At 67.4% G+C, this 20,431-nt stretch carries 19 protein-coding genes, 1 pseudogene and 1 riboswitch; of the genes and pseudogenes, 12 read left to right on the forward strand and 8 right to left on the reverse strand.

The window, feature by feature from the left end:
- Positions 1–2: 2 nt before the first annotated feature.
- The 5 genes from M622_RS24865 to M622_RS24885 form a co-directional block, all read right to left on the reverse strand.
- A complete protein-coding gene (locus tag M622_RS24865) occupies positions 3–1,388 on the reverse strand; it encodes a cobyrinic acid a,c-diamide synthase CobB (RefSeq protein WP_021248281.1) in 1,386 nt (461 codons plus the stop codon).
- A 6-nt stretch (positions 1,389–1,394) separates the two neighbouring features.
- A complete protein-coding gene (cobA, locus tag M622_RS24870) occupies positions 1,395–2,243 on the reverse strand; it encodes a uroporphyrinogen-III C-methyltransferase (protein ID WP_021248282.1) in 849 nt (282 codons plus the stop codon).
- Between the two features lie 66 nt (positions 2,244–2,309).
- Positions 2,310–3,107, reverse strand: coding sequence for an ABC transporter ATP-binding protein (locus M622_RS24875; RefSeq protein WP_021248283.1), 798 nt, complete (start codon positions 3,105–3,107; stop codon positions 2,310–2,312).
- Complete coding sequence (locus M622_RS24880; RefSeq protein WP_031346364.1) at positions 3,104–4,081, reverse strand: FecCD family ABC transporter permease; 978 nt, start codon at positions 4,079–4,081, stop codon at positions 3,104–3,106. The genes M622_RS24875 and M622_RS24880 overlap by 4 nt, the downstream gene beginning before the upstream one ends.
- Before the next feature lie 51 nt (positions 4,082–4,132).
- Complete coding sequence (locus M622_RS24885) at positions 4,133–5,971, reverse strand: TonB-dependent receptor domain-containing protein (protein WP_021248285.1); 1,839 nt, start codon at positions 5,969–5,971, stop codon at positions 4,133–4,135.
- A 129-nt stretch (positions 5,972–6,100) separates the two neighbouring features.
- Positions 6,101–6,341, reverse strand: a riboswitch (cobalamin riboswitch).
- Positions 6,342–6,430: 89 nt separating this feature from the next.
- On the opposite strand from M622_RS24885, the gene cobU reads away from it, so the two are divergent.
- From cobU to M622_RS24945, 12 genes are all read left to right on the forward strand, one after another.
- Positions 6,431–6,979: a bifunctional adenosylcobinamide kinase/adenosylcobinamide-phosphate guanylyltransferase gene (gene cobU, locus M622_RS24890; RefSeq protein ID WP_021248286.1), complete on the forward strand. Its 549-nt coding sequence runs from the start codon at positions 6,431–6,433 to the stop codon at positions 6,977–6,979.
- Between the two features lie 118 nt (positions 6,980–7,097).
- Complete coding sequence (gene cobT / locus M622_RS24895) at positions 7,098–8,144, forward strand: nicotinate-nucleotide--dimethylbenzimidazole phosphoribosyltransferase (RefSeq protein WP_021248287.1); 1,047 nt, start codon at positions 7,098–7,100, stop codon at positions 8,142–8,144.
- A gap of 8 nt (positions 8,145–8,152) precedes the next feature.
- Entirely contained in the window at positions 8,153–8,959 is an 807-nt protein-coding gene (locus tag M622_RS24900; protein ID WP_021248288.1) for an adenosylcobinamide-GDP ribazoletransferase, read from the forward strand.
- A gap of 24 nt (positions 8,960–8,983) precedes the next feature.
- Positions 8,984–9,535 (forward strand): alpha-ribazole phosphatase family protein, encoded by a 552-nt coding sequence (gene cobC, locus M622_RS24905; RefSeq protein WP_021248289.1) that lies wholly within the window; start codon positions 8,984–8,986, stop codon positions 9,533–9,535.
- Positions 9,536–9,587: 52 nt separating this feature from the next.
- Complete coding sequence (gene msbA / locus M622_RS24910) at positions 9,588–11,330, forward strand: lipid A export permease/ATP-binding protein MsbA (protein ID WP_021248290.1); 1,743 nt, start codon at positions 9,588–9,590, stop codon at positions 11,328–11,330.
- Between the two features lie 39 nt (positions 11,331–11,369).
- Positions 11,370–12,281 carry a mitochondrial fission ELM1 family protein gene (locus tag M622_RS24915; RefSeq protein ID WP_021248291.1) on the forward strand — a complete coding sequence of 304 codons (912 nt, stop codon included), beginning with the start codon at positions 11,370–11,372 and terminating at the stop codon, positions 12,279–12,281.
- An 82-nt stretch (positions 12,282–12,363) separates the two neighbouring features.
- Positions 12,364–12,957: a Uma2 family endonuclease gene (locus M622_RS24920; protein ID WP_021248292.1), complete on the forward strand. Its 594-nt coding sequence runs from the start codon at positions 12,364–12,366 to the stop codon at positions 12,955–12,957.
- 126 nt (positions 12,958–13,083) lie between these two features.
- On the forward strand, positions 13,084–14,211 hold the full coding sequence (locus M622_RS24925; RefSeq protein ID WP_031346365.1) for a glycosyltransferase family 4 protein: 1,128 nt from the start codon (positions 13,084–13,086) through the stop codon (positions 14,209–14,211).
- Positions 14,208–15,029 (forward strand): polysaccharide deacetylase family protein, encoded by an 822-nt coding sequence (locus M622_RS24930; RefSeq protein WP_021248294.1) that lies wholly within the window; start codon positions 14,208–14,210, stop codon positions 15,027–15,029. The genes M622_RS24925 and M622_RS24930 overlap by 4 nt, the downstream gene beginning before the upstream one ends.
- Positions 15,026–16,042 (forward strand): ELM1/GtrOC1 family putative glycosyltransferase, encoded by a 1,017-nt coding sequence (locus tag M622_RS24935; RefSeq protein WP_021248295.1) that lies wholly within the window; start codon positions 15,026–15,028, stop codon positions 16,040–16,042. The genes M622_RS24930 and M622_RS24935 overlap by 4 nt, the downstream gene beginning before the upstream one ends.
- Positions 16,042–17,133: a glycosyltransferase gene (locus tag M622_RS24940; protein ID WP_021248296.1), complete on the forward strand. Its 1,092-nt coding sequence runs from the start codon at positions 16,042–16,044 to the stop codon at positions 17,131–17,133. Before M622_RS24935 ends, M622_RS24940 begins: the two co-directional genes overlap by 1 nt.
- 4 nt (positions 17,134–17,137) lie before the next feature.
- Entirely contained in the window at positions 17,138–17,938 is an 801-nt protein-coding gene (locus M622_RS24945; RefSeq protein ID WP_021248297.1) for a glycosyltransferase family 2 protein, read from the forward strand.
- On the opposite strand, the gene M622_RS24950 is transcribed toward M622_RS24945, so the two are convergent.
- The 3 genes and pseudogenes from M622_RS24950 to M622_RS40785 form a co-directional block, all read right to left on the reverse strand.
- Entirely contained in the window at positions 17,903–19,078 is a 1,176-nt protein-coding gene (locus tag M622_RS24950) for an O-antigen ligase family protein (protein WP_021248298.1), read from the reverse strand. The genes M622_RS24945 and M622_RS24950 overlap by 36 nt on opposite strands.
- 38 nt (positions 19,079–19,116) lie before the next feature.
- Complete coding sequence (locus tag M622_RS24955) at positions 19,117–20,178, reverse strand: glycosyltransferase family 4 protein (protein ID WP_031346369.1); 1,062 nt, start codon at positions 20,176–20,178, stop codon at positions 19,117–19,119.
- Positions 20,179–20,239: 61 nt separating this feature from the next.
- Positions 20,240–20,389 (reverse strand): annotated as a pseudogene (locus M622_RS40785) (DapH/DapD/GlmU-related protein); the annotation flags it as partial.
- Positions 20,390–20,431 lie beyond the last annotated feature (42 nt).

The following is a 20,431-nucleotide window of genomic DNA, read 5'->3' on the forward strand; positions in this document are numbered from 1 at the left end:
TTTTACGACGAAGGATTGCAAGTACACCACCCTTCCATTTTGCCACACGTCATTTCGCCCGCTGCGCCGAGCAGGGCCGCCACCGCCGCCGGATTGGACGGGAACCAGAAGTGCACGTAGGACGCGGTGATCGAGCCCACCCGGTACACTGCCTCGCCCTCGCCACCATCGGGACGCTGCGCGCGCAAGCAGGGCAGCAGCGGGGTCTCCATCCTGGAGTAATGAAAGCTGTGTCCGCTCAGGCGGCCTTGCGCCAAGTCCACATGCTGCATGCCCAGCGCGACCAGGCGCGCCTGCATCAGCGCGCGCCCGGGCAGCAAGCCGACACCCGCATGGACCACACCGGCCTTGTCCACGATGCTGTCGAGCAGACTCATGAGGCCGCCACATTCGGCCAGCACCGGCTTGCCCGCGGCGACATGGGCGCGCAACCCGGACCACAGCGCGCTGTTGGCCACCAGCGCAGCGCCGTGCAACTCGGGGTAGCCGCCCGGCAGCCACACTGCGTCACTGTCCGTCGGCAGGGCATCTCCGGCCAGCGGCGAGAAAAAGGCGAGCTCCGCCCCCAGCGCCTGCAAGGTGTCGAGGTTGGCCGGGTAGATGAAGCCATAGGCCGCATCGCGCGCAATCGCAATGCGCTTGCCGGCCAGCAGCGGCGGCAGCGCGGGCGCGAACGCGGGCACAAAGTCGACCGCCGGCGGCAGCTCGGCTGCGCCAGTGCCTTGCAGATGATCGGCGAGACGATCCAGGCGCTGATCGAGATCAGCGATCTCGGCGGCCTGCATCAAGCCCAGATGGCGCTCGGGCAGCGCGGCGTCGGCGTCGCGCATGAGCGCACCGAACCAGCGCATGCCCGCGGGCACAGCCTGGCGCAGCAGCTCGGCATGGTAGGCGCTGCCCACGTGGTTGGCGAGCACGCCGGCAAAGGCCAGGCCCTCCTGATAGTGCGCCAGTCCGAAGGCCACGGCAGCAAAGGTCTGCGCCATCGCGCGCGCGTCGATCACTGCCATCACCGGGATGCCGAAGCGGCGCGCGATGTCGGCGCCCGAGGGCGTACCGTCGTACAAGCCCATCACGCCTTCGACCAGGATCAGATCCGCCTCTTGCGCGGCGGCGTGCAGGCGCCAGGCAATATCGGCTTCGCCGCACATGCCCAGATCGAGGTTATGCACCGGCGCCGCACTGGCCACCGCATGGATCTGCGGATCAAGAAAATCCGGCCCGCACTTGAACACCCGCACCCTGCGCCCCAGGCGCACATGCAGGCGCGCCAGCGCCGCGGTGACCGTGGTCTTGCCCTGGCCGGAGGCCGGCGCCGCAATGAACAAGGCCGCACAGCGCGCGGTCGTCCAGGCTGCGGCAGGGGCACGAAGCCCGGAGCCATCCACCACGGCTCAAGGCTCGCGCGAGGTATGCACCACCGCACAGCCAGCGTGCGGCAGCGGTGAAGCGGCAGGCGGCGCCTCGGGCTGGAACCAGCTCAGGCGTGGATACAGCTTGACGACGTCGCCGACGATGGTCAGCGAGGGCGGGCGGATGCCCGCGCGCAGCACCTCGTCGGCCAGGGTGGCAAGCTCGGCCTTCACGATGCGCTGCGCATGGGTGGTGCCGCGCTCTATCACCGCCACGGGCGTCGTCGCCGGCAAGCCGTGGGCGACCAATTGCGCGCAGATTTCGGCCAGCCGCGACACCCCCATGTAGATCACCAGAGTCTGGCCGCGATGGGCGAGCAAGGGCCAGTCGAGATCGAGCGCCCCATCCTTGAGAAAGCCGGTGGTGAACACTACCGAATGTGCATGGTCGCGATGGGTGAGCGGAATACCCGCATACGCCGCCACACCGGCGGCGGCGGTCACGCCCGGCACCACCTCGACGGTGATTCCCGCCTCCAGCAGATCCTCCATTTCCTCGCCGCCACGACCGAAGATGAAGGGGTCGCCGCCCTTCAGGCGCACCACGCTCTTGCCCGCCTGCGCCAGGCGCACCAGCAGCGCGTTGATCGCCTCCTGCGGCAGGCTGTGATCGGCCGCCTTCTTGCCGACGTAGATGCGCTCAGCTGCAGCAGGCGCCAGATCGAGCAGCGCCGGCGCCACCAGATTGTCATACACCACCACATCCGCACCTGCCACCAGACGGGCGCCGCGCAAGGTCAGCAGTTCCGGGTCACCCGGTCCGGCCCCGACCAGATAGACATGGCCCGGCACCGGGCCGGGGCGAAAGACAGCGAGATCAGGCAGGGACATGCAAAACCTTCCGTGTATGCGTTGTGCTGAAGTCTGACACAGGCGCGCAGGCTGGGCGCGGCCGTCTCAATCAGGGACAAAGATCACCCGCCCCGCGCTGTCGACGCGGCGCAGCGGATGGCCGAAAGCCTGACTCAGCAGATCAGCGCGCAGCACCGCCTCGCGGTCGCCCGCGATCACCCCGCCACGGCCATCGAGCAGGATGACGTGGTCGGCATAGCGCGCCGCGAGGTTGATGTCGTGCAGCACCATCACCACCGCACGCTGCATCCCTTGTGCGCGGATGAGGGCGCGAAAGAGCTCGAGCGTGGTGATCTGATAGTGCAGATCGAGATGATTCAGCGGCTCGTCGAGCAGGAACAATTGCGGCGCCTGCGCCAGCAAGGTGGCGATGGCCACGCGCTGGCGCTCGCCCCCGGACAGGGTCAGCACCTCCCTCGCCTCGAAGCCCTGCAGGCCGACCTCGGCCAGCGCCTGGCGGGCGAGGGCTTCATCCGCGGCGCTCTCCCAGCCCCAGCGTCCGAGATGGGGGTGGCGCCCGATGAGCACGGTTTCCAGCACGCTGGCGCCAAACTGGTCGGGCTGCTGCTGCACCAGCAGGCCGCGACAGCGCGCCGCTTCCAGCGCCGGCCACGCGGCATAGGGCTTGCCGGCGAGCCGCACCTGGCCCACGGAGGGCGCACGCAAACCCGCCAGGGTGTGCAGCAAGGTGGTCTTGCCGGCGCCGTTGGGGCCAAGCAGGGCAAGACATTCGCCCGCGACCAGACGCAGGCTGAACTCGCAGCACAGCCAGCGCTCACCCACCTGCAGCGCCAGCCCTTCGGCCTCGAGCAGAGGGGCCTCGTCGCCGTGGCGTGCGCTCATCGCGGATGCCTCGCGAGCAGAAACAGAAACACCGGCACCCCGATCAGCGCGGTGAGCACCCCCACCGGCAGCTGCTGCGGCGCAATCACGGTGCGCGCCGCGGTGTCGGCCAGGGTGAGCAGCGTGCCGCCGGCGAGCGCGGCCGCCGGAATCAGCACGCGCTGGTCATTGCCCAGCACCAGCCGCACCAGGTGCGGGATGATCAGACCGACGAAACCGACCGAGCCCACCAGCGTCACCGCGGTGGCGGTCAGCAGCGAAGCCAGCACATACAGCGCCATGCGCAGCCTTTGCACCTGCACACCGAGCGCACGCGCGCTGAGCTCGCCGCGTGCGAGCACGTTGAGGTCGCGCGCGAAGGGCTGCACCGCCGCCACCGCCACCACCAGCACCAGCGCTGCCGGCCAGGGCCGGGCCGCGGCGCTGGCGTCGCCCATCATCCAGAACAGCATCGACATCACCCGTGTATCCGGCGCCAGCGCCAGCATCAAGGACACCGCCGCGCCACAGCCGGCGGCGACAATGACACCGGTGAGCAGCAAGCGCGTCTGCGTCCAGCTGCCATCACCATGAGCGAGGCCGAACACCAGCAGCATCGCCGTCAGCGCACCGCCAAAGGCGAGCGCATCCACCGCCAGCGCAGCCACGCCCAGCGTCATCCCCAGCAGCGCGCCCACCGCCGCTCCGCCCGAGATGCCGAGAATGTAAGGGTCGGCCAGTGGATTGCGCAGCAGCACCTGCATCAACGCCCCGGCGGTGGCGAGCAGGCCACCGCTGACGAAGGCCGCCACCGCGCGCGGCAGGCGCAGCTCGCGGATGATGGCGGCGGTCATGCCCTCACCGCCGCCAAGGGCTGCGAACACCTCGCCCAGGCTGATCGGCATGTCGCCGGCGACCAGCGCCCAGACAAGCGCCAGCACTGCCGACAGCAGACCGACGGCGAACACAAGACGATGGCGGCGGCCCGATCGCATCAGCCCCAGACCTCGGCCCACGGGATGACGATCAGATGCGACGAGCATCGCTTAGTGCATGGCGTAACGCACGGCGATGAAGGCATTTGCCCCCTGGGTGCCATAGTTCTTGGCAAGCTCGTAGCCCTTGTCGAGGAGGTTGTTGGCGCGCAGCTCGACGCTCCAGTCCGGCGCCACTGCGTAGTGGACATAGGCATTCAACAGACCATAGCCATCGAGGCGAGTGCTCGGACTGTTCGGAATGCGATCATAACGCCGCCCTTGCCCGTTCCATTCCACGCCCCAGGCCCACGCGCCAAGCGCACGCTCAATCCCCAGTGATCCGCCAACACGGGCGCGCCGTCCGAGTTCATCACCGGTCTGCTTGTCCTCGGCGTCGAGCAGGTCGACGCTGGCGCGCACCCGGTACCCGGCAACCAGGGTCGCCAGGGACGCCTCGACCCCCTGGATGTCCGCAGTGCCGACGTTGGAGGCGATGCCGCTGCTCCAGTCGATCAGGTTCTTCGCCCGGTTGTTGAAATAGCTCAGGCCCGCGCTGACATTGCCGCGCTCCCACGCCACACCGAGCTCGCGATTGAGGGCCTCCTCCGCCTTGAGCGCCGGGTTGCCGCCAAAGCAGCCCCATAGCGGATAGCACTCAACCGGATAATAGAGATCATTGAAGGTCGGCGCCTTGAACGCAGTGCCGATGCTGGCATGGGCCCGCCACTCGGGCGTAAGCCGGTAGCCGTAAGCCGCGGTGCCGGTGGTCTTGCCACCGAACTGCGAGTTGCGATCGTGGCGGGTGTTGAGCTGCACATGATGGCTGCCGAACTCCCCGCCCCAGCCAAGCAGGAAGGCGTTGATGTTACGGCGGCTTGTCTCATAGTTCGCGGTCGTGTCGACACGCTGCTGCAGAAACTCGTAAGCGGCCATCAAGGACCCGCCGCCGAGCGCGAGGTCGTGCTGCCAGCTCAACTGTCGCTGCGTCGTGTCGAAGCGCGAGCGCGAGCGCGCGTTGGACTGATTCTCCAGCCCATCGAAGCCGTAGCCGAAGCGCAGCGTGCTCGTCCACTCCGCCGTGTGTTGCTTGCGCAGATGCAGACCCAAGGTCTCCGTCTGCTTGTCGAGGTAGGAATTGAAGGACTGCGCCGCATCGAACCAGTTTCGCATGTCGGAATACAGCACGCTGGCGCCGATTTCATCCTTGCCGCCGAGATCCAGGGTAAGCGAGGCCGCCAGATAGTCCTCGCGGAAGCCGTCATCATCGCGGTCGTGGGCGGTCTGCGATGGCGTTCGCGCATTGAAGCCATCGCTGCGCTCGTGACCTGCAGTCAGGCTGTAGCGCAGGGTCTTGTTTCCACCGGCCAGGGTGACGCTGCCTTGGCGCGCACCGTCGCTGCCAGCGCCGACGCGCACCGAGGGCTGGAAGCCTTCGCGCCCCTTGCGGGTGAACACCTGAATCACGCCACCGAGCGCGTCTGCGCCATAGAGCGCACTCGCCGGTCCGCGCAGGATCTCGATGCGTTCGACGACTTCAAGCGGAATCGTCTCCAGCACGGGCGAACCACTGGTGGCCGAACCGATGCGCACACCATCGACAAGCAACAGGGTGTGACCCGAATTGGCGCCGCGAATGAAGACGCTGCCGCTCGAGCCAGGGCCGCCGTTGCGCGCCATCTGCACGCCGGGGCGCGCCGCGAGAAGGGTCAGGAGGCTGGAATGGCCGGCGCGCGCGATTTCGTCGCGCTCGATCACGTCGACACTGGCCAGCGCCTGGTCAGCGCTGATCGGCTGACGGGTGGCGGTAACCACGACATGGCCAAGCTGGGCATCATTGGCCTGCGCAAGGGCAGCGAACGGATAGGCGAGCGCACACGCGGAGACGAGCGCGGAAAGACGGATTTTCATGCTGGGAGCTCCCTTCGCCATGGTCTGCGTCCCCGCAAGCCATGGCAGCTTCATATGGACGCACCACGTTTGAGTAGACTCGAAGAGAGCAGGACACACCGCACCCGTCGCCGCCACCCCGCGGCACATCCGCCATTTCGCGTTACGGCCGGTCTCCGGGCTGGTGCGCTGTGTCGGCCCGAGGGCCGCACGGGCGGGTCGCCTTCCCAGGAAAATTCCCAGTGGCAGCATGACTCGCCTTGCGCGCACTTACCGTTGCGGGGGCAGCACAGGCATTGCGGCCTTGTCCTGACGACAAGCCGCGCACCTGTTTCCCGTTTAAGCCGAGGGCGAGATACGCCCACGGGCACCGATAACGCGCCGCCCCTTACGGAGCAGTGGGGGCGGATGATAACGTACGGGGCAGTATTGCGCACTGCAATAAAACACCGTTTTGAAACCATGAGGCGCGACCGGACCATGGCATGTGAATTGATTCTGGGCGGCGCACGCTCGGGCAAGAGCCGCGCGGCCGAACAGCGCGCCGCCGAGGGCGGCATGGCGGTGACGGTGATCGCCACCGCCGAGGCGCTCGACGCGGAGATGAGCGCCCGCATCCACCGTCATCAGGCCGACCGCCCCGCGCACTGGCGCACCCTGGAAGAGCCCATCGAGCTGGCCGCCGCGCTCGCGCGCGAGGCCGCTGTCGAGCGCTGCGTGATCGTGGACTGCCTGAGCCTGTGGCTCAGCAACCTGCTGGCGGACGCCGACACCCTGGCGCCGGGCGCCGATGCCCAGGCCCTGCCCCTGTTCCGCCGCGAGCGCGACGCCCTGCTCGCCTGCCTGCCAAGCCTGCCCGGCCACGTCATCCTGGTTGCCAACGAGGTCGGCCTCGGGCTGGTGCCGGAGACCGCGCTGGGGCGGCTGTTTCGCGACGAAGCCGGACGACTCAACCAGGCGGTGGCGGCGCTGTGCCCGCGCGTGGTGTTCGTGGCCGCCGGCCTGCCGCTGGTGCTGAAGCAGGGCTAAACTCGCCCCCCGGCCTGTCGCCGTCAGCGCCGCAGCTCCCGCCTTGTCCTCTGCTCGCCCTCCACTCGCCCCCCTTCAGCCCCCCTTCAGCCCCACTCCAGCTCCATCATTCCAGCCCATGAACCTCCTCATCACCGCGCCCGACCCCGCCCTCACCCCCGCCCTGCAACACAAGATCGACCGCAAGACCAAGCCGCTCGGCGCGCTCGGTCGGCTCGAGGCGCTGGCGCTGCAGATCGGCCTCGTGCAGCAGACCTTGACACCTGAACTGCGCCAGCCCCACATCGTGGTCTTTGCCGGCGACCACGGCGCCGCGCGTGCCGGCGTGTCAGCCTATCCGCAGGACGTGACCTGGCAGATGGTGGAGAACTTCCTCGCCGGCGGTGCCGCAATCAACGTCTTCGGCCGGCAGATGGGCCTGGGGCTGACGGTGGTCGATGCTGGTGTCAATCACGACTTCGGCAAGCGCAGCGGGCTCATGGACGCCAAGATCGCGCCCGGCACCGCGAATTACATCGAACAGGCGGCGATGAGCGCCGAACAGCGCGATGCCGCGCTGCAGCGCGGGCGTGAAATCGCCCACGCCCTCGCAGGCAACGGCTGCAACTGCATGTGCGTGGGCGAAATGGGCATAGGCAACACCGCCTCCGCCTCCTTGCTCACGAACTGCCTTGTCGGCGCCGAGCAGGGCGCGGATCTGTACACCGTCACCGGCCGCGGCACTGGCCTGGACGACGCCGGACTGGCACACAAGCGCGCCCTGCTCAAACAGGCGCTGCAGCGCACTGGCGGGCCCAGGGACGCGCTTACGGTGCTGGCCGAATACGGCGGCTTCGAGATCGCGATGATGGTCGGCGCCATGCTGGGCGCAGCAGAAAAGCGCATGCTGGTGCTGATCGATGGCTTCATCGTCAGCGCTGCGCTGCTGGTCGCCCATGCCATCAATCCTGCTGTGCTGCCCTATTGCGTGTTCGCCCACCGCTCGCAGGAACCCGGCCATCGCGTGCAGATGGCCTACCTCGGGGTGGAGCCGCTGATGGAGCTGGACCTGCGCCTGGGCGAAGGCACGGGGGCTGCACTGGCGTTTCCGCTCGTGCAGGCGGCCACGAACTTCCTCAACGAAATGGCCAGCTTCGAGTCGGCCGGCGTCAGCGCCAAGAGCTGAACCGCGCCATGCGCTACCAGCTCGAACTGTTCTTCACCGCGCTCGGCTTCTTCACCCGCCTGCCCATCCCCGCCTGGGTGCCGTGGTCACCGCAGCGGCTCACTGATGCCGGGCGCTACCTGCCGCTGGTGGGCTGGGTGGTGGGCGCGATCGCAGCGCTGAGCGTCCTCGGCTTTGCCCTCATCCTGCCGCCTTCGCTGGCGGTGCTGCTGTCGATGGCGCTGACGGTGCGCATCACCGGCGCCTTTCACGAGGACGGCTTCGCCGACAGCTGCGACGGCCTCGGTGGCGGCTGGGACAAGGAGCAGGTGCTGGCGATCATGAAGGACTCGCGCATCGGCAGCTACGGCACCATCGGTATGGTGTTGCTGCTGATGGCCAAGGCCGCGGCGCTGATCGAGCTTGCCCGCCTCGGCACCCAGGGGCTGAGCGGTGATCTGGCAGGCATGGGCATGCTGCCTGTGGCCTTGCTCGTTGCGCACCCCTTGTCGCGCCTGGCGGCAAGCAGCCTGATCCATGTGCTGCCCTATGTGCGCGCAGACGAGAGCGCGAAGTCCGCAGCGCTCGCAAAACGCCTGAGCGCGACCGAACTCGCCATCGCCGCCAGTTGCGGCTTGCTGCCGCTGGCGCTGCTGGCGCCGGCCCAGATCGTGGTGGTGGTGCTCGCCGTATTCGGGGTGACGCTGTGCGCAGCGCGCCTGTTCCGCCGCCGCCTCGGCGGCTATACCGGCGACCTGCTCGGCGCTACGCAACAGCTCACCGAGCTGGCGTGTTATCTCGCCCTCCTCGCCGCCCTCTCCCCCGCCTCGGCGTAAAACGCCATCCATCACTACTCGCCCATGCAGCTTCACCTCATCCGCCACCCCCGCCCCGCCATCGAGCCCGGCATCTGCTACGGTCAGAGCGATATCGGCCTGGCCGAATCCGCAGTCGAGGTAGCGACCCGGCTCAAACCGCTGCTGCCCGACGCCTACACCGTGCACGCCAGCCCGCTGCTGCGCGCCCGCCTGCTGGCCGAGGCGCTGGGCACGCCGACACTGGATGAACGCCTGAAGGAGATCCATTTCGGCGACTGGGAGGGGCGCAGCTTCGAGTCGATCGGCAGCGCCATCGACGACTGGGCGGCCGACCCGCTCGGCTTTCGCGCACCGGGCGGCGAGTCGGCGCACGAAATGAGCGCGCGCGTGCTGCACTGGCTGAGCGCGCTGCAACTTTCTGCACCCACAGAGCCGGTGGTGGTGGTCGCCCACGGCGGCCCGCTGCGCGCCATCGCCGGCCACCTGCTGGGCCTGCCGCCGGAGCGCTGGCTGGGGCTGGATTTTGGCTGCGGGCAGGTGACGCGGCTGGACGTGGAGGGCTGGGGCGTGGTGCTGCGCTGGTTCAACCGCTGATACCAGGGGCCGGGATGCTAAAGTTCGGGCTGTTTCGAGCCCACACCACCCGATGACCTCCTCCGGCCAGCTCTACCTTCGCCTCCTGCGCTATTTCCTGCCGTATCGCGGCATCGCGGTGTTCACCGTGATCCTGATGGCGGCAGCCGGCGGTGTCGATGCGCTGATGATCAAGCTGCTCAAGGAGCTGATCGACCGCTTCGAGTCGCTTGCCAACGGCAGCATGGCGCTGTGGGTCATGCCGGCAGTGCTGCTGGCCGTGGGCCTGACGCGCATGCTGACCTCCTACGGTTACGAGTACGCCAGCAGCTGGCTGTCCTCGCGCATCACCCACGACGTGCGTGCCGAGATGTATGAGCGCCTGCTGCACCTGCCGGTCGCCACCTACGACCGGGCCTCGGTCGGCGAACTGCTGTCGCGCGTCACCTATGACGTCAACCAGATCATGGAAGCTGGCCTGCAGGTCATCACCGTCGTCGTCAAGGACGGTGTGCTGGCGATCTCGCTGCTCGCCATCCTGCTCTACACCGACTGGCAGCTGGCCATGTTCTGCGCCCTGCTGTTGCCCGGCGTCGCGTTCTCGATGAAGGTGGTCGGCCGTCGCCAGCGCAGGCTGTCACTGCAGACGCAGGACTCGATGGGCATGCTGGCGCGCATCCTGGATGAGAGCCTGGGCGGGCACCGCGTGGTCAAGATCTTCAACGGCCAGGGCTACGAAGCCAGGCGCTTCTCCCGCACCAACCAGCAAGTGCGCCGGCTCACGGTCAAGCGCGCCGCCACCACGGCGCTGAACTCCGGCATCAACCTGTTCATGGTCGCGATCACGATCGCGCTCATCGTCTACTTTGCCGGCGTGCGCACCCAGGCGGGGGCGCTGACCGCTGGTGACTTCGTGTCCTTCATGGGCGCCATGCTGCTGCTGCAACAGCCGGTGAAGAGCCTGACCAAGATCAACGACAGCCTGCACCGCGGCCTGGCTGCAGCACAGACGGTGTTCGCGCTCATCGACCAGCCCATCGAACCCGACCACGGCCAGCACCCGATCGAGCGCGCACGTGGCGACATCGATATCCGCGCCCTGCGCTTCGCCTACGGCGCGGAGCTTGCCCCTGCGCTGCAGGACATCGACCTGCACATCCGCGCCGGTGAGACCGTGGCCTTCGTCGGCCAGTCGGGTAGCGGCAAGACCACGCTGGTCAATCTGATCGCGCGCTTCTACAGCGGCTACGACGGCGACATCCTGCTCGACGGCACCCCCATCGCCGACTACCGCCTGCACGATTACCGTCAGCAGCTGGCGATGGTGGGCCAGGACGTGGTGCTGTTCAACGACACCGTCACGGCCAATATCGCCTACGCCGACTCCAATCCCGACCCCGCCCGCGTGCGCGCCGCCGCCGAGGCCGCCTTTGCCGCCGACTTCATCGCCCAACTGCCGAAGGGCTATGACGAGGTGCTGGGCGAGGAAGGCGCCCGCCTGTCCGGCGGCCAGCGCCAGCGCCTGGCGATCGCCCGCGCGCTCTACCGCGACGCCCCGGTGCTGATCCTGGACGAGGCCACCTCGGCGCTCGACACCGAGTCCGAGCGCATGGTGCAGGCCGCCCTCGACAACCTCATGCGCGACCGCAGCACGCTGGTCATCGCCCACCGCCTGTCGACGATCGAAAAAGCCGATCGTATCGTCGTCATGCATCAGGGCCGCATCATCGAATCCGGCACCCACGACGCCCTGATGGCGCGCAAGGGAGCTTACGCCGCGATGCACGCGGTGCAGTTCGTGGAAGCAGCAAGCTGACCTGGGGCGCAGCGTGCCATCACAACAGGCTCGACCCCTATGCCCACCCTCTGGCTGATCACCGACAACAAGCCCGGCCATCGCAGCCAGCTGCAAGGGCTGGCGCAGGCGATGGCTGCGCGCACGGCGATCGAGACGCACTGGATCGACACGCCGCGCGCGCGCCACGCCTTGCTGCACTGGCTCAGTGCGCGCTTCCCGCCCGGCGCCGGCCTGCCCGACCCGGATTTCATCCTGGTCGCCGGCCATCGCACGCACCTGGCGGGCCTCGCCGCACGGCGTGCGCGCGGCGGCCGGCTCATCGCGCTCATGCGGCCCAGCTTGCCGCTGGGCTGCTTCGATCTGTGCGTCATCCCGCAGCACGACAGCCCCCCCACCCGCAGCAATGTCATCACCACCCGCGGCGTGCTCAACACCGCCCGCCCCGACCGTGAGCGCAAGGCCGACAAGGGTCTGTTCCTGATCGGCGGGCCATCGAAGCACTTTGCCTGGGACAGTGCCGGGCTGCTGGCCCAGATCGACGCCATCCTGAGCGCCACGCCCGACCTGCACTGGACGCTGACCACATCGCGGCGCACGCCAGCACAGACCGAGTCCGCGCTGCTCGCGCTGCGCGCCCGCGGCGTAGACGTGCGCCCGGTGAGCGACACCGCGCCGGGCTGGGCAATGGCACAAGTGGCGTGCAGCGCGCAGGCTTGGGTGAGCGAGGACAGCGTGTCCATGGTGTATGAGAGCCTCACCGCCGGCGCCGCCACCGGGCTGCTGGCCGTGCCGCGTCTGGGCGCAACCCGCATCGCCGCAGGGGTGGCCGAGTTGCAGCGCGAAGGCCTGGTCACGACCTTCGAAGCCTGGCAACAGAAGGGCGCGCTGCATGCCCCGCCTGAGCGCCTGGCGGAGGCGGATCGAGTGGCGGAGGCAGTGCTGGCGCGTTGGTCAGCCGCCCGAGACTGAACTCAGCACCTGAAGACATTTTCGGCCGCTCCAGCTAATCGCCTAGAATGTCGTCAGGACGTCCGCCAGATGGAGTGCCACCATGGGTTACGCACAGCGCAAGGAACAACGCTTCACCTACGCCGACTACCAGCGCTGGCCGGAAGAAGCGCGCTATGAGCTGATCGACGGCGAAGCTTTCCTGATGGCACCCGCGCCGCTCATCGAGCATCAGATCATCGCGGGCGAGATATTCCGTCAGCTGGCCAATGCACTCGACGGGCAGGCGTGCACCCCCTTCGTCGCCCCGGTCGATGTCCGTCTGCCCCGCGCGGACGAAGCCGATGAGGCCATCGACACCGTCGTCCAGCCCGACGTGCTGGTGGTTTGCGACCCGGCGAAGATCGACCGCCGCGGCGTGCGTGGCGCCCCCGACTGGCTGGTGGAGGTGCTCTCGCCCAGCACCGCCGCCCACGACCAGATCGCCAAACGCCGCACCTACGAGCGCGCCGGCGTGCGCGAATACTGGCTGGTCCACCCCGGCGACCGCACCCTCACCGTTTACGCGCTGATCGACGGTCAGTACGGGCGCCCGGAGATCTACGAACTCAAGGACCACACCCCCATCGGCGTGTTGCCGGGGGTGTCCATCGCCTGGGATGCGCTCGTGGCCAGGCTGCCCCAGCCGGAGTACTGAAGTCAGCACCGCAACGGCCGCTGGGCGATACGGGTAAAATCCGCGCATGTTCGCCCACCCTGCCCTCACCCTCAGCGCTTTCACCCTCAGCGACCAGGCCGAGCCATTGTGGACGGCTGGGTCACGATGAAGCCCCTCAAGGTTCTGCAACTCCTGCCCGCGCTCGACAGCGGCGGCGTCGAGCGCGGCACGCTGGAGATCGCGCGTGCGCTGGTCGCCACCGGACATGAATCGGTAGTGCTGTCCAAGGGCGGGCGGCTGGTCGAGGCCCTGCAGCGCGAAGGTTCGCGCCACATCACACTCGAGCTCGGGCGCAAATCGCCGCTGACTTTCCTCCACGCGCGCCGCCTGCGCCGCCTGTTCGAGGCCGAGCGCTTCGACATCGTGCACGCCCGCTCGCGCATGCCGGCCTGGGTGGCGTGGCTGGCCTGGCGCGGCATGCCGCTCGCGACCCGGCCGCGCTTCGTCACCACGGTGCATGGCATGCATTCGGTGAGCCGCTACAGCGCGATCATGTGCGCGGGCGAGCGTGTGATCGCCGTCAGCGACACCGTGCGCGACCATATCCGCAGCCACTACCCCACCACGCGCTGGCCGCATCTGGCGGACGATCGCATCACCGTGATCCCGCGCGGCATCGACCCGGCGGAATTCCCGCATGATTACCCAGCCTCGACCGAATGGCTGGCGCGCTTCCACGCCGAGTTTCCGCAGCTCGGCCAGCGCAAGGTGCTCACCCTGCCCGGGCGACTGACCCGGCTCAAGGGCCATCACGACTTCATCACCCTGGTCGGCAAGCTGGTCGCCGAGGGCCTGGACGTGGTCGGGCTGATCGTCGGCGGCGAAGATCCGAAGCGGCCCGGCTACGCCAGGGAGATTCGCGCGCGCGTGCTCGCCGCCGGGCTCACCGAGCGCATCGTGTTCACCGGGCACCGCAGCGACATGCGCGAGATCTACGCGATTTCGGACTGCGTGCTGAGCCTGTCCTCCACGCCGGAATCCTTCGGACGCACAGTGCTGGAGCCGCTGGCGATGGGGCGGCCGGTAGTGGGCTATGCGCATGGGGGCGTGGCGGAGATTCTGGCGGAGCTGTTTCCCCACGGAGCGGTGGCGAAGGGTGACATCGGCGCGGCGACCCTGCGTGCGGAGGCTGTGCTGAAGGGCAAGACGCCTGCGGTGCTGCCCAATACGCGCTTCCTGCTCGAGCGCATGCAGCGCTCCACGCTTTCGCTGTATGAGGCGCTCGCCACATGATCTGGCTGGGGCTGAGCTTTGCGCTGGCGGCGCTATGGTTTTCCAACCGCTACGCCTGGTGGCGGCGGCCGGTGGCGGCGCAGCACCCGCGCGTGCTGATGTACCACATGGTGAGCGCGCATCGGCCGGGCGCCCGGTTCAACGGCCTGCGCGTGCGACCCGAGCGCTTCGAGGCCCAGCTCGCCTGGCTGAAGCGCAAGGGCTGGCAGTTCTTCACCGTCAGCGAACTGTGGGAACGGTGGGACACGCTGCCGGAAAAGAGCGTGGCGATCACCTTCGACGACGGCTACGCCGACAACCTGCACAATGCCCTGTCGCTGCTGGAAAAGTACGACGCCAGAGCGACCATCTACATGGTCGTCGACCGCCATGATCGCGACTGGTCCACCGCCAAGAAGGCGCATCACGACAGCGGTGAGCTGGCGCGCGAACCCAAGCTGAGCGACGACGAGTTGCAGCGCCTGATCGCCAGCGGCCGCATCGAGATCGGCTCGCACACGCTCACCCACATCAACCTGCGCACCACACCCATCGACGACAAGCGCCGCGAACTGGCCGAAGCCCGCCGCCTGCTGCAGGCGCAGAGCGGGCAGGCGGTGACCAGCTTCGCCTACCCTTTCGGCATCTATGGTGATGAAGATGTCGCGCTCGCACGCGAAGTCGGCCATGTCACCGCGGTGACCACCGTCGACGGCATCGATGCGCGCACACCCCGCCCCGACCCCCTGCAGCTCAAGCGCATCAAGGTCAGCGGCAAGGACAACATGCTCGCCTTTGTCATGCGCATGCGCGGCGGCAAGCGGGGGTGGAAGAAATGAGCACAGCGAAAACGATTGCGGCTCGTACAGAACCCCCCCTCAGCGTCTGGCTGCTCAGCGACGGCGCGCCCGGCCACCTCAGCCAGAGCCGCGGCATCGTCGATGCGCTGGCCACGCGGCGCGAGGTCAAGCTCACGACCATCGACCTCAAGCTGCGCAGCAGCATGTGGAAACGGCTCGGTCGCCTGTGCCTGCCGCGCATCCGCGACACGGCGGGCTGGCTGGCGCGCACCTACACCCTGAGCCTGCCCGCCGGACGGCCAGCGCTGATCGTGTCGTCCGGCGCGAACACGCTGCTCGCCAACGCCTTGCTCGCCCGCCAGCACGCGGCAACCAACGTCTATAGCGGCACCCTGAAAGGCTACGACCCCGCGGCTTTCGACTGCGTGTTCACCGTGGTGGCGCTGGGCGTGGCCTGCAACCATGTGCTGCCCCTGCCCCCGGTCCCCGGCGAGCTCGCCCACCCGCTGCCGGCAGCAGGTGGCGAGCCGCTGATCGCGGTGCTGGTGGGCGGCGATGGCGCCGGCTACGTTTTCAAGGATGCCGACTGGCGCGCTTTTGCTGACGGCCTCGCCGCGCTGGCCAGACGCGAAGGCGCACGCCTGCTGCTCACCAGCTCGCGCCGCAGCGGCGCCGCCGCCGAAGACCTGCTGCGCGCCAGCCTGCCGCCCGAACTGCTGGCCGACGCGGTGTGGTGGTCGCAGGCACCACGCAAGGTGATGCGGCGTTTTCTGGGGGCGGCCAGCGCCATCGTCGTCACCGAAGACAGCCTGAGCATGGTGGCCGAAAGTCTCTATTCCGGTCGCCCGGTGATTTCGGTTTCACCCGCCATGGCCCAGCCCAACGCCAATGACGGCGCCGCGCTGCAGGGCTATGCAGCACGCGGCCTGCTCGCACGCTGCCCCATCGACCGTCTGTCGGAGGCACGTTTTCCGGCACGAAACACGCCTATCCCCGACGTGCAGGCCGAGATCGCCGACACAGTGCTGGCGCTGCTGGAGCGCGCCCGGTGATGAAGAAAGTGCTGATCTGGGGACGCTACGGCAACTACGGCCCCGACTACCCGCGCAACCGCGTCATCGAATCGGTGCTGCGCGATCTGGGCTGCGAGCTCAGTCGCTTTCTGCCCAAAGTCTCGGCACTCGCCGACATCGAATACAGCCTGCGCGGCGGCCCGCGCCCCGACCTGATCTGGGTGCCCTGCTTTCGCCAGCGCGACCTCGCCGCCGCCGCACGCTACGCGCGCCGCCACCGTATCGCGCTGGTGTTCGACCCGCTCATCAGCGCCTACGACAAGCAGGTCAACGAGAAGCACAAGTTCGCCACCGACAGCGCCAAGGCACGCAAGCTGCTGGCGTGGGAGACGAAACTCTTCAAGCTGCCTGACTGCCTCATAGCCGACACCGAAGGCCACGCCGACTACTTTCACACCACCCACGGCGTGGCGCGCGAACACATCCGGGTGATCCCGGTGGGCGCGGAAGAAGCGCTGTGCACCCCACAGCCCTGGCCGCACAAGGCCGCCGACGCTGCGCTGGAGCTTGCCTTCTTCGGCACCTTCATCGGCCTGCAGGGCGTGGACGTGCTGGCCCAGGCCATCCTGCACTACGACGGCCCGCCCACGCACTGGCGCCTGATCGGCGAAGGACCGCTGAAGGCCGACTGCGAGCGCCTGCTTGCGCCGCTTGCCGGCGCAAGCGGCCCCAGCCGCGTCAGCTTCGAGGGCTGGGGGCCGCTGCCCGAACTGCCCGGCCGGCTCGCCAGCGCCGACGCCATCCTGGGCATCTTCGGCACCAGCGACAAGGCACTGCGGGTGATTCCGAACAAGGTGTATCAGGGCCTGGCGCTCGGGCGGGCGGTGATCACCGCGGCAACGCCAGCCTTCCTGCCCGCGCTGCGGGCGGATGAAGAGCAGGGTTTGCTGTGGGCGCAGCCCGGTGAGCCGGCGAGCATCTGCGCAGCCGTCGAGCGCCTGCATCAAAGACGTGACGAGATTGCTGCACTCGGCCAGGCCGCACGGGCCAGCTACGAAGCGCATTATTCAAACCGCCGCATCGCCCAGGTGCTGGGCGAGATCCTCGACAACCAAGCCGCTGCCTGCTGACACCATGCCACCGCTCGTCTCGATCATCATCACCAACTACAACTACGGACGCTTCCTGGGGGAGGCGATCGAATCGGCGCTGGCGCAGACCTGGCAGCACAAGGAGGTCATCGTCCTGGATGACGAGTCGCGGGACGATAGCCTTGAGATCGCCTGCCGCTATCCCATCACGGTGATCGCACAGAAGAATTCTGGCTTGTCGCTTGCCCGCAACAATGCGCTGACCCAGGCACACGGCGATTACGTGATCTTCGTCGATGCCGATGACCGTCTGGTGGCGACGGCTGTGGAAAGACTGATGACAGGCCTGGTGAATGCACCTGCCGGAGTCGCCTACGCTTACGGCCAGATGCGTTACTTTGGCGAGCGGGATGGCATTTTCGCGTCGGCCCCGTTCGATGCGCGCCGCCTGGCCAGAGCCAATTTCATCTGCGCAACGACCCTGTTGCGCAAGGACATCCTGCTGGGCGTAGGAGGTTACGACAACGCATTTCGCAAGCTGCGCGAGGACTGGGAGCTCTACCTGCGGCTGTACACCAAGGGCTACGAAGGGATTTTCGTGCCCGAAGTCGTGCTGGAAAACCGCAAGCACAAAGGGGCGACGGTCGGCACCTCGCCCATCAAGGCGCACTCGATCGCGATGCTGCTCAGGCTGTACCCCGGACTGATGTGGAAGCACCTCCTCAAGCATCCCTGGCGCTATGGCTCGCAGCTACTTTTCGGGAAGCTCGGCGAGGAAGTCGGCCAGTATGGCGACCGGGCCACCGAATCAGGCCTCAAGGTTTTGCAGCGGGCGGGAGAATAGGGAGCGCCGCGCCATGAACCCAGCCCCCAGCATGAAGATGCCCAGTGGCTGGATATCGATCAGCTTCATGTCGGTCAGGCCTTTCCCGGCCATATACATGACCAGCAGAAAACCCAGCATCGCCAGCGGATCGGCCACTATGGCTGAGCGACTGCTGAAGCGGAACACAGCGTGGATCACTGCAACGAACAGCGCACAGCCCAGGACACCAAACGAGAACAAGGCCTCAAGGTAGATCTGGTGTGGATAGACGTAGAGGACTCCCAGGACGGCAGTGTCCGCGAGCCCCTTGAAATTGTTCATGCCATAGCCCACCCAGGGGCGTTCAGCCACAAGCGCCAGCAAACGCTCGTTCATGATCGCGCGTATTTCAAAGGACTCCAGGCTCAGCCCCAGGCTCGCCTTGGCGAGCTCGATATTGAGCATCAGCAACACGTACACCGCCACCCCGGCGCACACGCCCAGGCCGCCGAGCACGCGCAAGGCGCCACCATAGCGCAACGCCACCCAGGTACAGGCGCAGATGCCCAACGCCAGGTAGGCGCCTTCGGACTGCAACACCCACTGCACCCAGACTGAAAAAGCACACAGCACGGCAAGCACGGCGCGCATCGGCATGCGGTCCTCGAAGACAAGCAGGACCACGGCGCCCAGCAAGACCAGCGCGGACACGTTGATGAGATTGTGCGGATTGCCGAAATGCGCGAACGCCCACGCGTACATATGCTCGTAGGGGCCTGGCGGCGCAAGGCCGGTGAGATACATGACCAGAAACAGCAGGCTGAAGATCAACACATAGGCCTTCAGCCAGTTCAGCACCTGCTGTGGCACATCCTGCGCCACCAGCACCAGCGCAGGCAGGATCAGGCTCAGGCTGCGCAGCAGCTCATAGCCGCCCACCACGGCCCGCCCGGGAAGCCGTGCGCTCAGGACGCTGAAAGCGGTCAGCGCCAGCACGCCCCAGACCACTCGCCGGTAATGGCCCCAAAAATACTGCCAACCGCCCAGCCTCAGGGCGAGCAGGAAGGCAATCGCCCACATCACGGGCACCCCGAAGGCGCGCGGGGCTGCATTCATGAACACACAGTAGAGCGTGGCGAAAATCAGCCCGTGCAACTGCCAGTTCGCGGCCTTCTTCACTGGAGACAAACTCGTTTCACCCCTGAAGCCGACTTCCATCAAGCCGCCCTGCCCGCAAACAGCTCGACCAGTGCCTTCACCCGCAGGTCGAGCAGCCTGGCCACTTCAGCATCGGCATGTTCGGCCATCGCCTGCCGGCGCCCATTGGCCGCCAGGCGCGCGCGCAACGCGGGATCTTCCTTCAAGCGCAGCAAGGCCGCCGCCATCGCAACGGAATCCTTGGGGGGCACGACCAACGCTGTCCGTTCGTGCTCATAACAACTCGATGGGCCAGGGATGTCGGTAGCGACCAGCGCCTTGCCCCAGGCAAAGGTTTCCAGCACCGTGAGCGGCTGGGTGTCCCATTCCGACGGCGAGCAGATCACGTCGCAGTCCTGGAAAAAATCCGCCTTCTGCGCCGGCCCGACCCAGCCTGCAAACACCACCTTGTCACGCACCGCCAGTTCATCGACCTTGCGCTCGAGCATTGGCCGCTCCTCCCCTTCACCGGCCAGCAGCAAGCGGAACTCCACGCCCTGCCGCGCAAGCACGGCGGCGGCATCGATCAAGGTCGGCAAGTCCTTGTTCAAGGCCAGGCGGCCAATGAAGCCGATGGTGAAGGGTCGCTCTGCCTGGCCCGCGATCAAGGCCTCATCCGGCGGGATGCTCACCGCATTGCTGATCACGAAGCTGGGCTTGCTGCCCCCGGTGGCGGCGTCCACGATGTGCTTCATGTACGGCGTGATGCAGAAAAAAGCATCCGCCTTCAATGTGCGCTTGATGTTGTGGCTGTGGTTGAAGGCGATCACCGGCACCGTCGACGGCGCCGCCCGCTTCAGCATGTGAATTGCCCGTCCGCTGTGGGCGATGACGGCGTCGATCTTGCGGTCGCGGATGAGGCGAGCCGCCTTCCAGCTGGCAATCAGGTCGTAATGCCCCGAATTTTTCAGGCTTACGACGTCGATCTTGCGTCCAGCGTAGTCTGGCACCTTGTTCAGGTCCGAAGGCGCGATCAGCAGGGTGAGCTGATGCCCGGCGTCCGCGAGCAGCTCACCCGTCTTCAGGGTGGCGCTCCAGCGACCACCCGATGAATCGCCATAAACAGAGTTCAATATTCTCATTGTGGGCACGACTTCCAGAACGCTTGCAGTGGCCAATCAGGGGGGGGGTTTGATCCAGCATACGGATCAGGCGTGCCGGGTTTCCGCCGACGACACTGAAGGGTGGAACATCACGCACAACGATCGAGCCGCTCGCAAGGACGGCGCCATTGCCGATCACCACCCCCTTCAGAATCCTGACCCCCGCGCCGATGAACACATCGTCGCCGATCACCACCGGCTTGCACCACGCAGGATCGGACCGATGACGGTC

The sequence above is a fragment of the Thauera terpenica 58Eu genome, from assembly GCF_000443165.1.
Lineage (GTDB): Bacteria > Pseudomonadota > Gammaproteobacteria > Burkholderiales > Rhodocyclaceae > Thauera > Thauera terpenica.